This window comes from Alkanindiges illinoisensis (assembly GCF_004377485.1).
GTDB lineage: Bacteria > Pseudomonadota > Gammaproteobacteria > Pseudomonadales > Moraxellaceae > Alkanindiges > Alkanindiges illinoisensis_A.
This window is the reverse complement of record NZ_SNTY01000047.1, coordinates 93676-107995: the sequence shown is the minus strand read 5'-3', so window position 1 is coordinate 107995 and position 14320 is coordinate 93676. Positions and strand designations below refer to the sequence as shown.

General features: G+C 46.4%; 15 protein-coding genes. 10 read left to right on the top strand and 5 right to left on the bottom strand.

Going from position 1 to position 14320, the window contains the following annotated elements; all coding sequences use genetic code 11:
• Complete coding sequence (gene tpiA / locus E2B99_RS10780) at window positions 1–810, bottom strand: triose-phosphate isomerase (protein WP_134244944.1); 810 nt, start codon at window positions 808–810, stop codon at window positions 1–3.
• Between the two features lie 220 nt (window positions 811–1030).
• On the opposite strand from tpiA, the gene E2B99_RS10775 reads away from it, so the two are divergent.
• The 6 genes from E2B99_RS10775 (at window position 1031) to coaE (ending at window position 6351) form a co-directional block, all read left to right on the top strand.
• On the top strand, window positions 1031–1423 hold the full coding sequence (locus E2B99_RS10775; protein WP_166739038.1) for a DUF4124 domain-containing protein: 393 nt from the start codon (window positions 1031–1033) through the stop codon (window positions 1421–1423).
• 85 nt (window positions 1424–1508) lie between these two features.
• Window positions 1509–1784 carry a DUF1653 domain-containing protein gene (locus tag E2B99_RS10770; RefSeq protein WP_134244942.1) on the top strand — a complete coding sequence of 92 codons (276 nt, stop codon included), beginning with the start codon at window positions 1509–1511 and terminating at the stop codon, window positions 1782–1784.
• 100 nt (window positions 1785–1884) lie between these two features.
• Window positions 1885–3606, top strand: a complete 1722-nt coding sequence (pilB, locus tag E2B99_RS10765) for a type IV-A pilus assembly ATPase PilB (protein WP_134244941.1) — start codon at window positions 1885–1887, stop codon at window positions 3604–3606.
• Window positions 3607–3629: 23 nt separating this feature from the next.
• Window positions 3630–4856 carry a type II secretion system F family protein gene (locus E2B99_RS10760; RefSeq protein WP_134244940.1) on the top strand — a complete coding sequence of 409 codons (1227 nt, stop codon included), beginning with the start codon at window positions 3630–3632 and terminating at the stop codon, window positions 4854–4856.
• Window positions 4856–5728, top strand: a complete 873-nt coding sequence (locus E2B99_RS10755) for a prepilin peptidase (RefSeq protein WP_134244939.1) — start codon at window positions 4856–4858, stop codon at window positions 5726–5728. Before E2B99_RS10760 ends, E2B99_RS10755 begins: the two co-directional genes overlap by 1 nt.
• A 20-nt stretch (window positions 5729–5748) precedes the next feature.
• Window positions 5749–6351 (top strand): dephospho-CoA kinase, encoded by a 603-nt coding sequence (coaE, locus tag E2B99_RS10750; protein WP_134244938.1) that lies wholly within the window; start codon window positions 5749–5751, stop codon window positions 6349–6351.
• Window positions 6352–6365: 14 nt separating this feature from the next.
• Here coaE and E2B99_RS10745 read toward each other — a convergent pair whose 3' ends face one another.
• The 4 genes from E2B99_RS10745 to E2B99_RS10730 form a co-directional block, all read right to left on the bottom strand.
• A complete protein-coding gene (locus E2B99_RS10745; protein ID WP_134244937.1) occupies window positions 6366–7256 on the bottom strand; it encodes a DMT family transporter in 891 nt (296 codons plus the stop codon).
• A 2-nt stretch (window positions 7257–7258) separates the two neighbouring features.
• Entirely contained in the window at window positions 7259–8008 is a 750-nt protein-coding gene (gene rlmB, locus E2B99_RS10740; RefSeq protein WP_134244936.1) for a 23S rRNA (guanosine(2251)-2'-O)-methyltransferase RlmB, read from the bottom strand.
• 209 nt (window positions 8009–8217) lie between these two features.
• On the bottom strand, window positions 8218–8544 hold the full coding sequence (locus E2B99_RS10735; protein WP_026471473.1) for a pyrimidine/purine nucleoside phosphorylase: 327 nt from the start codon (window positions 8542–8544) through the stop codon (window positions 8218–8220).
• 150 nt (window positions 8545–8694) lie between these two features.
• Complete coding sequence (locus tag E2B99_RS10730) at window positions 8695–9132, bottom strand: secondary thiamine-phosphate synthase enzyme YjbQ (RefSeq protein WP_240687809.1); 438 nt, start codon at window positions 9130–9132, stop codon at window positions 8695–8697.
• 249 nt (window positions 9133–9381) lie between these two features.
• Here E2B99_RS10730 and recN point away from each other — a divergent pair, with 249 nt between their 5' ends.
• From recN to E2B99_RS10710, 4 genes are all read left to right on the top strand, one after another.
• Window positions 9382–11055: a DNA repair protein RecN gene (gene recN / locus E2B99_RS10725; protein ID WP_134244935.1), complete on the top strand. Its 1674-nt coding sequence runs from the start codon at window positions 9382–9384 to the stop codon at window positions 11053–11055.
• A 193-nt stretch (window positions 11056–11248) separates the two neighbouring features.
• Window positions 11249–11803 (top strand): YqgE/AlgH family protein, encoded by a 555-nt coding sequence (locus E2B99_RS10720; RefSeq protein WP_026471476.1) that lies wholly within the window; start codon window positions 11249–11251, stop codon window positions 11801–11803.
• Complete coding sequence (ruvX, locus tag E2B99_RS10715) at window positions 11803–12240, top strand: Holliday junction resolvase RuvX (protein ID WP_134244994.1); 438 nt, start codon at window positions 11803–11805, stop codon at window positions 12238–12240. The genes E2B99_RS10720 and ruvX overlap by 1 nt, the downstream gene beginning before the upstream one ends.
• A 208-nt stretch (window positions 12241–12448) precedes the next feature.
• Window positions 12449–14245 (top strand): ABC transporter ATP-binding protein, encoded by a 1797-nt coding sequence (locus tag E2B99_RS10710; protein WP_134244934.1) that lies wholly within the window; start codon window positions 12449–12451, stop codon window positions 14243–14245.
• Window positions 14246–14320 lie beyond the last annotated feature (75 nt).

Below are 14320 nucleotides of genomic sequence, written 5' to 3'. Positions count from 1 at the left end.
CTACCCGGCCTTGCGGTCTTGGCTAAAAGCCCGGGCAATTTTAATAAATGAATCGGCATCCAGCGATGCACCACCAACCAGTGCCCCATTAATGTTAGCACAGGCGGCCAAAGATGCGGCATTATCAGGTTTTACACTGCCGCCGTAAAGTATGGGCAGATCAACAAGCGATGAATGATAGTTTTTTAGGCCTGCACGGATGGCCGCATGCATACTTTCGGCATCTTGCGGACTAGCAGTCTTACCTGTGCCAATTGCCCATACCGGCTCATAAGCCACCATCAGATTTTGCTGCCAGTGCTGCAAGTCAATACAGTCAAAAACCTCATCAAGCTGCTGAAGCACCACTTGCTCAGCCTGTCCAGCTTCACGCTCAGTCAGGGTTTCACCCACACAAAAAACCACTTTTAACCCGGCATTAATTGCAGCCTGCAATTTTTCCCGCAAAACAGTGGCATCTTCGCCATACAGGCTGCGGCGTTCTGAATGACCAATTAAGGTCATACCTATACCAGCATTCGCCAGCAACTGTGCCGATACATCACCTGTATAGGCACCCGTACCAGCAAAGCGGGAAACATCCTGAGCGATGACCTGAACAGCGCTTTTAGCCTGCTGTAGTTGCTGCTGCACTGTTAATAAATGCAATAAGGTTGGCGCAACCGCCAAATTCAGGTTAACCAGCGCTGCGCCAGAAGCTAAATGTTCTGCAATGTGGTCAATTAATTGTTGGGTTAATTGTTGTTGTGCCGTTGGGGTTTCTGGATTCATTTTCCAGTTTCCAATCACCCAGGGCATAATAGCGGGCATGGCCTTGCTGCTCAGCATAGACAAGATTAATCCAATTTAGTAAAACTACGCGCATTCTAACTTAAAACGACAGATTATTTTAATGATGCCACAATTTATATCTTCAAATTTAAGCAACAACACCAGCAGAACCATGAAGAAAAACTTTTTCAGAACATTAACAATAGTTTCTGCAGCTCAATTGAGCTTTGTTTCTCTTTTAATAGCTATATCTTTTTTATTGTTCACTAGTCTGTTATCAACCAGTCTGCAGGCTGAAACAGTACAGCGCTGGCAGGATAGTTCAGGACAATGGCATTTTGGCGATCATGCGGCTGCCAAGGGTCATGCCAGTAAACCTGTTCTTATTAAAACGCCCATTTCCGTGGTTAAAAACGATCAGCCCATTGATATAAATGGCTTAAACTCTACAAATACCACCAAGGTTAAAGCCAGAAAAACACGCAAAAAATCTTCTGCATCGTCACTGGCAGCTCGAAAAAATGATCATTGTAATGAACTACGCCAGCAGCTTTATAATCCGACGGTAAAATCCAAAAAGACCCAGCGCCTGCAAACCCTGACAGCGCGTTATGAACATGAATGCATTGCCGGGCACTATTATGGCAGTTAAGTCTTAATTATTACCTGTGTTTTGCGTTAAAATATCCCAAATCAATGCATACGTATTCATTGAAATTTAAAGGCTAGACCCTCATATGTTCTCTGAAAATACTTCAACTCAAACGCTTATTCCAGCAGGGATTTACCGGCACTATAAGGGCCATCGCTATCAGGTATTGGGCTGTGCCCGACATAGTGAAACTGAAGAATGGTTAGTGGTATACCGCTGTTTATATGGTGAATTTTCATTATGGGTTAGACCACTGGCCATGTTCACTGAACAGGTCAGCCTGCCAAATGCTGAGTCTGTGCCACGCTTTGCTCTGGAAATTGTTACTGAGTTCACAGGTATGGATTTAAACAAGCTTTAACAGTCGATTGTACTGATGGAGTGCCTGAGTTATAGTGTTTAATTATCAGGGATGGTCAACGTAATATATATGACAGCATATCTGTTAAGGTGGGATGTTCATGGCTGCTGAACAAACAGCAACGATATCATTTGGTGGTCTGGCACGACGCCTGGTTAATGACGGTGTTGTTACGGCTGCCAATATGCAGCGCGCAATTAGCGAATCACAACGTGATAAAACCACATTGGTTACTGCGTTGGTGTCGAATATTGGCGTTTCAGCCAGCCAGATTGCCAATATTATTGCTCAGGAATTTGGCGACCCGCTATTTGATCTTGATGCGCTGGACAATGACGCTATCCCACGCGATATCGTTGAAGAAAAAATTATTCGTCAGTTTTCTGCGTTACCTATTTTTAAGCGCGGCAATCGTTTGTCTGTGGCCATGAGTGACCCAACCCGGGTTGAAGCCATTGATGCCATCCGCTTTAACAGCAAGCTTACTGTTGATACAGTTGTGGTTGAAGAAGACAAACTTCAACGCATGATTGAAAAGTTATATGCCGGTACCAGTAATTTTGCCGATTTTGGCGATGACGGCATGGATTTCGATCTTGAAGCTGATTCCATCGATACCCAAAGCAATAAAGATGATGATGATGCGCCCGCTGCTGATGAAGCGCCTATAGTCAAGTTTGTCAATAAACTGCTGATTGATGCCATCCGGATGGGTGCATCCGACTTGCACTTTGAACCCTATGAAAAAAGCTACCGGGTACGCTACCGGGTTGACGGCGTCATGCGTGAAGTGGCCAAGCCGCCAGTACAAATTGCCACACGGCTGGCTGCGCGTCTAAAAGTGATGTCACAAATGGACATTTCTGAAAAACGGATTCCGCAGGATGGCCGGATCAAGCTTAAGATTTCCAAAACCAAGGCCATCGATTTCCGGGTAAACTCGCTACCCACTCTGTTTGGTGAAAAGCTGGTGCTGCGTATTCTGGATCCCTCCAGTGCCATGCTGGGGATTGATGCGCTAGGCTATGAACCTGAACAAAAAGCCCTGTTTATGGATGCACTGGACAAGCCTCAAGGTATGTTACTGATTACGGGACCCACAGGTTCTGGTAAAACAGTATCGCTTTATACTGGCTTAAACATCCTTAATACCGTTGAAAATAATATTTCCACGGCAGAAGATCCGGTCGAAATTAACCTTGAAGGGATTAATCAGGTCAATGTGAATCCCAAGGTAGGCCTTACCTTTGCCAGTGCCTTAAAATCATTTTTGCGTCAGGATCCCGATATCATCATGGTAGGGGAAATCCGTGACTTGGAAACCGCAGAAATTGCCATTAAGGCGGCACAAACCGGCCACATGGTAATGTCTACCCTGCACACCAACAGTGCGCCAGAAACCCTGACCCGTCTGCGCAATATGGGGGTTCCTTCCTTTAATATTGCAACCTCGGTAAATCTGGTTATTGCCCAGCGCCTTGCACGTCGTCTGTGTAATAGCTGCAAAAAACCGGTTGATATTCCAGCGCAAAGTCTCAAGGAAATGGGGTTTACCGATGAGGATATTGCGACAGGATTTACGGTGTACCAGCCCATGGGCTGTAGTGAATGCCGCGATGGTTATAAAGGCCGTGTGGGGATTTATGAAGTTATGAAAGTTACCCCGGAAATTGCCCGCATCATTATGGAAGATGGCAATGCCATTGAAATTGCTGATGCTTCCCAGCGCGCAGGCTTTGCCAACTTACGCCGTTCAGGCTTAAGAAAAGTGATGCAAGGGATGACCAGCCTGCAAGAAATTAACCGTGTCACCAGCGAATAAGATTACTAGGGACGATAATAATCATGGCAACTAAAAAAGCCGAACTAACTCCTAATTTTGTTTATGAAGGTGTAGACCGTCGTGGACAAAAAGTTAAAGGTGAAATTCCCAGTAAAAATATGGCGTTGGCTAAGGTTACCCTACGCAAGCAAGGCATTACTGTAGCCAAGATTTATCAAAAGAAAAAGGATCTTTTAGCTTTTTTAAGTAAAAAGAAAGTAAAAACCCTTGATATCACCATCTTCACTCGACAATTAGCGACCATGATGAAAGCAGGAGTGCCCCTCGTTCAATCCTTTGAAATTGTAGCAGAAGGCCTGGAAAATCCGGCCATGCGTGAAGTGGTATTAGGAATTAAAGCAGAAGTGGAAGGGGGCAATAGTTTTGCAGGGGCTTTACGCAAGTACCCGCAATACTTTGATGACTTGTTTTGCTCGCTGGTTGGTTCAGGTGAACAATCAGGTGCTTTGGAAACCATGCTGGACCGTGTGGCAATTTACAAAGAAAAAAGTGAACTGTTAAAACAGAAAATCAAAAAAGCACTTAAGTACCCCATCACCGTTATTATCGTGGCCTTAATTGTAACGATTATTTTGATGGTTAAAGTGGTTCCTGTATTTCAGGATTTATTTAGTTCTTTTGGTGCAGATTTGCCTGCTTTTACTCAGATGGTAGTAAATATGTCCAAATGGATGCAATCCTACTGGTATATTTTAATTGCTGTTATTGGTATAACCATTGGGGCTTTTATAGAAGCCAAAAAACGTAGCAAAGCATTTCGTGATTTTCTGGATCGTGCTGCCTTGAAAGCACCTATTTTTGGCGATCTGGTTTATAAAGCGATTATTGCGCGTTATAGCCGCACCTTGGCAACGACTTTTGCTGCAGGCGTTCCACTGATTGATGCCTTGGAATCAACAGCGGGTGCCACTAATAATGTGATTTATTACGATGCCGTTATGCGTATTCGTGAGGACGTGTCCACGGGTCAGCAACTTCAGTTTGCTATGCGCAGTACAGATCGTTTTCCTTCCATGGCGGTGCAAATGGTGGCGATTGGTGAAGAATCGGGTGCCTTGGATGCTATGTTGGAAAAGGTAGCCACTCATTTTGAAAATGAAGTAGATAATGCGGTAGATGGCTTGACCAGTATGATGGAACCGTTAATTATGGCAATTTTAGGTGTTCTGGTTGGCGGCTTGGTCATTGCCATGTATCTACCAATTTTCCAGATGGGTTCAGTCGTTTAATGCAGGATATTCTTCAGCTTTTATCCACGACCCCATGGTTACTTACTATTGCCATTGCTCTTCTGGGATTGTGTGTTGGCAGTTTTTTAAATGTGGTGATTTACCGCCTGCCAAAAATGATGGAACAGGAATGGCGCTATGAATGCGCCATTTTATTAAATGATAGCCCAGCTAGTGCTACACCAATTGAGTCACCTGTATTAACTCTAAGCAAGCCTGCTTCAACCTGCCCACATTGCCAGCACAAAATTCGCTGGTATGAAAATATTCCATTAATAAGCTGGGTAGTACTTCGCGGTAAATGTTCAAACTGCCAAGCGCCAATCAGTATTCGCTATCCTTTGGTTGAATTACTCACCATGTTAGCTTCTATTGCTGTCGTACTCACTTTTGGCCCTAGCCTGAAAATGCTGGCAGCGCTGGTTTTAACCTGGGTACTTATTGCATTAACTGGCATTGATTTTGATACTCAGCTGTTGCCCGATAGTCTCACCTTGCCCTTGGCAGGCTTAGGCTTACTGATCAATACCCAGAGCTTATTTGTTTCACCTGTCCAGTCAATTTGGGGTTATGTCATTGGCTTTATGGCGCTTTGGCTGGTTTATATGGTGTTTAAGTTGGTGACGGGCAAGGAAGGCATGGGCTATGGCGATTTTAAACTATTAGCGGCATTAGGTGCTTGGTTAGGTCCATTGATGCTGCCCTTGATTATCCTGCTTTCTTCACTCGTAGGCGCCATCATTGGTATTGTTTTACTTAAAATCCGCAAGGAAAATCAGCCGTTCGCCTTTGGTCCTTATCTGGCCATTGCAGGCTGGATTGCATTAATCTGGGGCAACCAGTTAATGACTATTTATCTGGGCAATGGCTAAAAAAGGAAATTTAATCCACTATGGGTCTGATTATTGGATTAACAGGCGGCATTGGTAGCGGTAAAACGGCAGCCAGTGACTGGTTTGCCCAGCAAGGGATTACTGTTGTGGATGCCGATGTCGTGGCTCGTGAGATTGTTGCACCGGGTGAACCTGCCCTTAGCGATATTCGCCAAGCTTTTGGTAATTGGGTACTACAGCCAGATGGTTCGCTGGATCGTGCGGCATTACGTCAGCATATTTTTAGTCATCCTGATGCACGTACAATGCTGGAACAAATTACCCATCCCCGTATTCGCCAGCGAATTATCTCCCAACTGCAGCATGCCACTTCACCTTATGTAATGCTGGTCTCACCCTTGCTGATTGAAAGCCGGCAACATGAACTAGTAAATCGCGTTTTACTCGTGGATGTGCCAGAACATCTGCAATTGTCACGCGCGAGCCTGCGTGACAGCCAGTCATCCGAGGCCATTGCCAAAATCATGCAGGTACAAATGCCGCGCCTGCAACGGCAAACACATGCTGATGATATTGTGGTTAACGATGGCGATTTAACCCATTTATATAGCCAGTTGATGCCATTACATCAGCAGTATCTGGCACTGTCTAACACTATTTAATTCATGTGGTTATGCTAACCCTGACGCCATAGCCGCCATGGTTGTAATGCACCAATGCCCATTCCTAATAATCCTACACCAATCGCAAGATTCAAGGGTTCATTCAACAAAGGAACTGCAGCCAGTGCGGCCAGAAATGGGGCTAAGGCCAGCAGACTCCCGGTTTTAAAAGCGCCTAGCCGCTCTACCGCACCAATATAGGTGAGCATAGCAATGATAACCACAAACACGCCATGAAATATGCCCTGCTCTAACATCACCATGTGGCTGGCCTGCGCCAGTTTTTTAGGTAAAAACAAGGCATACACCGGCAAATATACAATGGCTGTCCAGATGGCAACACCTGCCATAGCCTGCCAAGGTGGTAACATCCAGCGCTTCAGAAAAACCGTATAAATACCCCAGAGTGCGGCGCCCAGCACAAAAAAGGCATCACCTATGGATAGGTAAAACTGCCCCTCATATTGCATGACAGCCATCATGCCACTAAGTCCTGCCGCCATAAACAACAAGCTAATCCAGGTGTTCTTGCCAAAAGGCTCCTTGAGTACTATCCATGCACTGATGGCAGTGGCCAAGGGTAAAAAACCATTGAGCCAGATTGCCGCATGGGCAGCGGGTGCATAACTAAATCCGGAATAAACTGCGCAGGAATAGCCGATACCGCCCAGTAATGCTAACCATAAAATCCGTTTATCCAGCAAAAATTTCAGTTCACGACGCCACAGTTGAATCGGCATCAGCACTACAAAAGCCGTGGCAAATCGCAAAGCCGTGATATCCCAGGCAGTTAAATCCTGCTTGGCACCCAACCGCGACATCAGGGTAAAACTACCCCAGATCAGCATGGTGATCAGTAACAGCAAATAGCCTTTTTTTATATCTGGTGCGGCACTCTGGCTCATACTTATGTGCCCTGTCCACGCTGCCGGCAGGCCTCATACAACACCATGCCGGTTGCCACACTAACATTCAGACTTTGCAATTGACCAGACATTGGAATATAGGCCATTTGATCGCACTGTGCCTGAGTCAGGCGGCGCAAACCCGTGTCTTCAGCGCCCATTACCACAGCAATAGCACCCTTGAAATTACATTGATCAATAGGCTTGGCTTGTTCATCCAGCAAGGTGCCAATAACCTGCACGCCTTGCTCGCGAATGCTAGCTAGTGTCCGGGCCAGATTGGTCACCTGAATAAAGGCAATTTTTTCTGCGCCCCCGGCAGCAACCTTACGCGCAACTGGCGTTAGTCCTGCTGCACGGTCTTTTGGGACAACTACTGCATGCACACCCATCGCGGCTGCAGTACGGATACAGGCACCCAGATTATGTGGATCAGTAATTTGATCAAGCACCAGCAAAAAGACATTGTCTTCACGCTGGATCAGTTGCTCCAGATCTTGCTCATTTAAGCTGGGTGCTGCACGTACGGCGGCCACAATGCCCTGATGCTGGGGTGACCCGGCAAGTTTGGCCAGTGTGTCACGGCTGGCACGCTGCACACTAATGCCATGTGGCACAGCTTGCGCCAGCACTTGCGTCAGGCGTGCATCATCACGGCCCTGCAAGATAAACAGGCTTAAAATGCTTTCCGGCTGGGTTTGCAATAAGGCTTCCACACTGTGCAAGCCAAAGTGATATTCAGGTTTAGCCATAATTTTCAGCGCACGTGAGAACGACGATACGTTCTTGAGTTGGGGAAATAAAATTTGAGGGAGTTAAAAATGAAAAATCCTGTAGCGCTATGCCCTACAGGATTGATAGGTCAGCCAGCGGATTAAAGGCAGCAATAAAATCCTTTGAAGACAGAATTTTATTGCCAATAAAGCAAATACCTAAAAACGCAGGATGCACATGTAGGCTATTAGCCTTCCAGATGACACACGTAATCCAGAGGTTCCTGCGTTTCAATAAAGAAACGGCTGCTGCCCGGCACATAAAACGACTGGCCAGCACGGTAAAGCTCGCTCTCCGCCTGATCCGCAATTTTGACCCGGCATTCACCGGAAATAATTTCCATGCGCTCAGGGACATGGGTTTCAAACACCAGCGGCTTTTCGGTGGGCAAAATGACACCAACTGTTTTTTTACTGCCATCATCAAACTGGACGGTATGGCTAATGCACTTTCCATCAAAATAGATGTTGGCTTTTTTAATAACCGTCACTTGATCAAATTGTGCTGGATTCATCATGTCACTCCGCAAAAGACCGCTGTAGTTTAGCGCAAGCACAAGTCGCCTCGCTAGAGCCTTTGGCAAAATATTCTGCAACTTAAGTCCTATACCAAGCTGTCATAAAGGCAGGCTAAAGACAATTTGATTTTTAAGTAAAAAAACGCTTTATTCGCTTTTTGTCTGTCCTTGAAGAGTGGCTACAATCTGGCGCGAGCCTGCCTGATTCCGATGTTCACCCAGATAAATACCCTGCCAGGTTCCCATTTTTAAGCCTCCCTGACGAATAGGAATGGTGAGTTCACAACCTAGCAGGCTACTTTTAAAATGCGCAGGCAAGTCATCTGGTCCCTCATCGTTGTGCCGATAATAAGGTTCACTTTCAGGCACCAGGCGGTTAAAAAAACTTTCAAAGTCCAGACGCACATCCGGATCGGCATTTTCATTAATGCTTAAACTTGCCGAGGTATGCTGAATCCACAAATGCAGTAGTCCCAGTTCAAACTGCGCCAGCTCTGGCAATTGCTGCACAATTTCATGGGTAACCAAATGAAAGCCGCGAGGCCGTGCCTTAAGACTGATTTCCTTTTGTTGCCATTGCATCATAAATTGGTTGTCCTCTGAATATGTTGCCCTATAAATCGCAAGCAGGTTTTAAACGAAGTGGAGATTAAACCAGCCTGATCATGGGTCACTGAACGCTTGTGTTTCTTTAAGGATGCTTTTACCAGTAAAACTGCAAAAACCCGTTTAAATGGCTTTTCTCGCTTTGGCAAGCTGTGTACTATCAGCATGATTCGTTACCTTATTGACCAGCTATTAATTCAAGCATATTTCATGAAATAAAGGGTTTGAATGCTCACCAATTTAACATTACAAAACTTTGCGCTGGCCGAACAGCTATCACTTGATTTAGCAAGTGGTTTCAATGTGTTAACCGGTGAAACAGGTGCCGGAAAATCGTTATTGCTGGACGCCTTATCAGTTTGTCTGGGCGAGCGTACCGATGTGGCGCATGTACGTTTTGGCACCGATAAAGCGGACGTGACCGCCAGCTTTGACTATAAAAAAAATGACCCGATTGATGCATGGCTGAGTGAGCGCGAACTAAATGACAATATAGATCCAGATGGTGAGCATGGCGAAATTCATTTGCGTCGGGTCATTTTAAATAATGGCCGTAGCAAGGCATGGATTAATGGCCGCCCGTCAAGCCTGACTGAACTCAAGGAAGCCGGACGCCTGCTGGTGCAACTGTATAGTCAGCATAGCCAGCAACAACTGCTGGAACCTCCCTACCCCAAAAACTGGCTGGATCGCTACACGGGCTTGCAGGCTCAGGCCCATGACGTGCGGCAGGCTTATCATCACTGGCAGCATTTGCTTAAGGAGCAGCAATCGGCACTGGCAGCAGCAGCCAGCCGCCAGACCCGCATGATTGAACTGGAAGCTCAACTGGAAGAAATTCTGCCACTGGCTGCATTGAATTATGCTGATCTTGAGCAGGAATATGACCGCTTAAGCCATTTTGAAAGCATGATGCAGGATTGTGCGGCATTGCTGGATGGGCTGGATGAGCAGGACAATAATGTCATGCAGCAACTGGCCGTGTTTAGCCGCCGCGCTGAAAGTCAGGCCAGCCGTTCGGCCCAGCTTAGTGAGGTGAGTGAACGACTGATTAATGCACAAAGCGAACTAACTGATGCCGTGGCCTTGTTGCGCCAGTTTGTTGACCAGCAAAATTTTGACCCGGAGCGCATGACCGAGCTGAATGAGCATCTGGAAGTGTTTCATCGGCTGGCCCGTAAATACCGGGTGACGCCAGAAGAATTAAATGGTTTATCCGAAACCTGGCAAACCGAACTGGATCGCCTGAATTTACTAGATGATCCGGAAGCGCTGGCCGCACAGGTTGAGCAATCACATCAGCAATTTCTAAAGCTGGCTCAGGCGCTGGATCAGGCACGACGCGCGGCAGCAATGCCACTGGCAGAAAACCTGACCCGTCAGGTACGCCCGCTTGCCTTACCGGAAGCCTACTTTGAATTTGGTTTTGAAACACTGGATCAACCCAATGCTGATGGCTTATCCCACATTCAATTGTATTTTACTGCCAATAAGGGCATTCCTGCGCAAGCACTGGCTAAAGTGGCATCGGGTGGCGAATTGTCGCGTATTGCGCTAGTGATGCAGGTGATGAATGCTGAAAAAACCGAAGCGGATGTCTTGGTATTTGATGAAGTGGATGTAGGTATTAGCGGCGGTACGGCTGAAATTGTAGGCCGCTTGCTGCGTGACCTTGGCAAGCATGTACAAATCCTGTGTATTACCCATCAGCCCCAGGTGGCCGCGCAGGCTGACCAGCACCTGCTGGTGGAAAAACAGCAAACCAAGCAGGCGTCCAGCATTATTTATGCGCTAGAAGACGAACAGCGAATTGTTGAGCTGGCCCGGATGTCCGGTGGTGTTGAAATTACTGAAACCACATTACAACATGCCCGTCACCTGCTGAATCTGAAACACTCCTGATCAGCAGGCCAGTTTTGCTAAAACCTAGAAGACTCTATAGTAATTGCGAAGCTTTGATTTAGTAATCCGTAAGCCTTGTATTTGCAGGTTTTACCCTTATTATTTTTATTACAATTCTGATAACTGCAGTGTGACCTATGCCAAAGTGTGCCACGGTGCCTGCACGGTCTACTGTTTAGGAGCATCCCCTACCTTGGCGAAAACTTACCTAACCCATCGCTGTTTGATTGCACCACCGCAGCTGAATGATGATTTTTTTGCCCAGACCATTGTTTATATTGCCCGACATGATGATCAGGGCGCCCAGGGTTTAATCATTAATCGGCCAAGCCATATTGAAATCAAGGACTTGCTAATTGATTTGCAGATTAGCCCCGATATTGTTAGGCCACATGCGGTGCTGGAAGGTGGCCCCGTGCGCCCAGAAGCCGGTTTTGTGCTGCACACGGGTAATCCGGTATGGCAATCCTCTATTGCCGTGAGTGAAAATGTGTGTGTGACCACCAGCAAGGATATTCTGGAAGCCATTGCCCACAATGAAGGGGTGGAGCGCTACCAGATCATGCTGGGCTATGCCAGCTGGCAACCGCATCAACTCGAAGAAGAACTGGCTAAGGGCGACTGGCTGGTCTGCGATGCTGACATGGAACTGTTGTTTAACCTGCCGTATGAGCAGCGCTGGTCAGCGGCGGCGGCCAAAATTGGGCTGGATACCAATTGGCTGTCACCCGATATTGGGCATGCCTGATGGATCATCCGCTACAAAAGGTCATGGGCTTTGACTTTGGCTCTCAGAAAATGGGCATTGCTATTGGCAACAGCCTCACTGGAACTGGCCAGCCCCTGCCATTGTTTCCAATGCGTGATGGTATTCCCGACTGGGACAAGCTGGAGCAAATTATTGCCCAGTGGCAACCTGATGCATGTGTAGTTGGTTTGCCGCTCAATATGGATGATAGCGAGTCCGAATTGTCAGCCCGTGCGCGCAAGTTTGCCCGCCGTTTAAAGCACCGGATTAACAAGCCAGTCTGGATGCTGGATGAGCGGCTAACCACCCGCGAGGCACGTCATACCCTGTTGTCTTACCAGCAGCAAGGCCATAGTAAAAAAACCAGTGCCGATAGTCTGGCTGCTGTCATGCTCGTTGAAAGCTGGTTTAGAGAATCGGTAGGTATTACACCTTAATTTTTTCATGCTCACTGTGCGTTAATCATTCCTCAAGCGGTTTCCGCTAAATATTATTAACATTACAACAATAAGGCGCGCCTGCTTTGTTAGCTCTCCGTGTTTAGTTTTTTATCGCTTTTCGCAACTTCTTCTGGTTTTATCTTGAGCCATTGCAAGCTGGTCGCCTACACTGAATTTGTCTTTTTAAACTGCTGATTTTTTCTTTATGACTCTGTGGCAGCTGTTCCAGAAGCTTAAGCCTTTTGTGCGTCCTTATCGTACTTTGGTGATTGCCACCCTGCTCCTCACCTTGATTGGGTCGCTGACTGCACAGGTGAATGCACTCACGCTGCAATATGCAGTCGACAGTATTAATCAGCTGATCAAGGCAGGACAGGGCCTGGCGCAAGGCTGGCCTATTTTAATCACCATTAGTGCCGTGTTACTAATCAAGGAAGTGCTGAATGCATTAGTACAATTTGGCCAGAAATTTTATGGTGAACGCTTACGAATTATGGTGTCACAGGATCTGGCACAAAATATTATTGAAAAATTCCTCACCTATCGCCTGACTTTTTTCACTGAAGATGATAATCAGGCTGGCAAGCTGCAAACCCGGATTGACCGCGGCATTGGCTCGCTCACCCGGCTGGTGCAAATCTTTTTTATTGATATTTTGCCGCTGTTTACCAGTGCCATTGTGGCATTGGGTTTAATGTTTTATGCCAATATCTGGGTCGGAACTGTTGCCCTGTGCATTGTGCCGGTGTACTTCTGGCTCACCTATGTTCAGGCACAAAAACTGGGTGGCTGGCGGCGTAAATTGCGGCAGGGTCGTGAACAAAAAAGTCAGGGCATTCTCAGTATTATTAATTCCATCACGGTGATTAAATCCTTTAACCGTGAAAACATTGAAGCCGACAAGCAACTGGGCCTGCAAAAGGATTTAACGCAAAACCAGATGCAAACCCGGCAAACCAGCTTTTTGTTTGATGGGCTAAAAACCTTTATCGAACAAATTGGGGTGGTGCTGATTATTATCCTGACCGCCTATTTTGTGCTGAACCGGCAAATGAGCATTGGCATGATAATGTATCACGTGCTGCTGTTTAATAATGTGTCCGCGCCAATTCGCCAGTTGCACCGGATTTATGATGAAATCAATGATGCCATGATTTATTCGGAAAGCTTTTTTACCATTCTGGAGGCAGATCAGGAAATTGAACCCACAGGACAGCAAAAACCTGTGATTAAAGGGCAGTTCGAACTCAAGCAGGTGGATTTTCATTATCCCAATGGCCACCATGCGCTAAAAGACATTAGCATGACTATTCGCCCTAACAAGATTACTGCACTGGTCGGTCTATCTGGTGCAGGCAAAACCACGCTGATTAGCCTGCTGGACAAGTTTTATCTGGCCGATTCCGGTAGCATTTTGCTGGATGGCGTCGATTTAAAGGATATGGACACCGCTTACCTGCGCGACCATATTGGGTTGGTGCTGCAAAAAAACCATATTTTTCAGGGTACCATTGAAGAAAATATTCGCTATGGCAAGATGAATGCCAGCATGGCGGAAATTATTGAAGCAGCACAACAGGCGTCAATTCACGAGCAAATTATGGCGCTGGAACATGGTTATGCGTCTGATGCGTTGCTGCTTTCCGGCGGCCAGCAGCAGCGCATTGCCATTGCTCGCATGTTTTTAAAAAACCCACCGATTATTTTTCTGGATGAACCCACGGCCAGTCTGGATGCCATTGCTACCGAGCAAATCAAGCACAGTCTTGACCAAATCAAGCAAGGCCGCACGGTAGTGATTATTTCACATAGCCTATCGCAGATTATTGATGCCGATTACACCTATGTGATGAAAGAAGGGCGCATTGTGGAGCATGGTGAACATCATGCGCTGTATAAAAACTCGCAAGTGTATAAGGAAATTTTTGATGCCATGGCCAAAAGCCTGAATATTGAAAAAATTGCCAGAACGCTCAGTCCTGAGGAAGAAATGAAAAACTAAAATCTATTTTTAGTTTTCATTTTTTAGTTTTCCATTAAAAAACCCTGACATGCAGGGTTTTGGCTTTATTAATCT

Bases quoted from the DNA above. Each gene is read 5' to 3' on its own strand.
- tpiA (WP_134244944.1), bottom strand. From the start codon at position 810: ATGCCCGCTATTATGCCCTGGGTGATTGGAAACTGGAAAATGAATCCA.
- E2B99_RS10770 (WP_134244942.1), top strand. From the start codon at position 1,509: ATGTTCTCTGAAAATACTTCAACTCAAACGCTTATTCCAGCAGGGATT.
- pilB (WP_134244941.1), top strand. From the start codon at position 1,885: ATGGCTGCTGAACAAACAGCAACGATATCATTTGGTGGTCTGGCACGA.
- E2B99_RS10760 (WP_134244940.1), top strand. From the start codon at position 3,630: ATGGCAACTAAAAAAGCCGAACTAACTCCTAATTTTGTTTATGAAGGT.
- E2B99_RS10755 (WP_134244939.1), top strand. From the start codon at position 4,856: ATGCAGGATATTCTTCAGCTTTTATCCACGACCCCATGGTTACTTACT.
- coaE (WP_134244938.1), top strand. From the start codon at position 5,749: ATGGGTCTGATTATTGGATTAACAGGCGGCATTGGTAGCGGTAAAACG.
- E2B99_RS10745 (WP_134244937.1), bottom strand. From the start codon at position 7,256: ATGAGCCAGAGTGCCGCACCAGATATAAAAAAAGGCTATTTGCTGTTA.
- rlmB (WP_134244936.1), bottom strand. From the start codon at position 8,008: ATGGCTAAACCTGAATATCACTTTGGCTTGCACAGTGTGGAAGCCTTA.
- E2B99_RS10735 (WP_026471473.1), bottom strand. From the start codon at position 8,544: ATGAATCCAGCACAATTTGATCAAGTGACGGTTATTAAAAAAGCCAAC.
- E2B99_RS10730 (WP_240687809.1), bottom strand. From the start codon at position 9,132: ATGATGCAATGGCAACAAAAGGAAATCAGTCTTAAGGCACGGCCTCGC.
- recN (WP_134244935.1), top strand. From the start codon at position 9,382: ATGCTCACCAATTTAACATTACAAAACTTTGCGCTGGCCGAACAGCTA.
- ruvX (WP_134244994.1), top strand. From the start codon at position 11,803: ATGGATCATCCGCTACAAAAGGTCATGGGCTTTGACTTTGGCTCTCAG.
- E2B99_RS10710 (WP_134244934.1), top strand. From the start codon at position 12,449: ATGACTCTGTGGCAGCTGTTCCAGAAGCTTAAGCCTTTTGTGCGTCCT.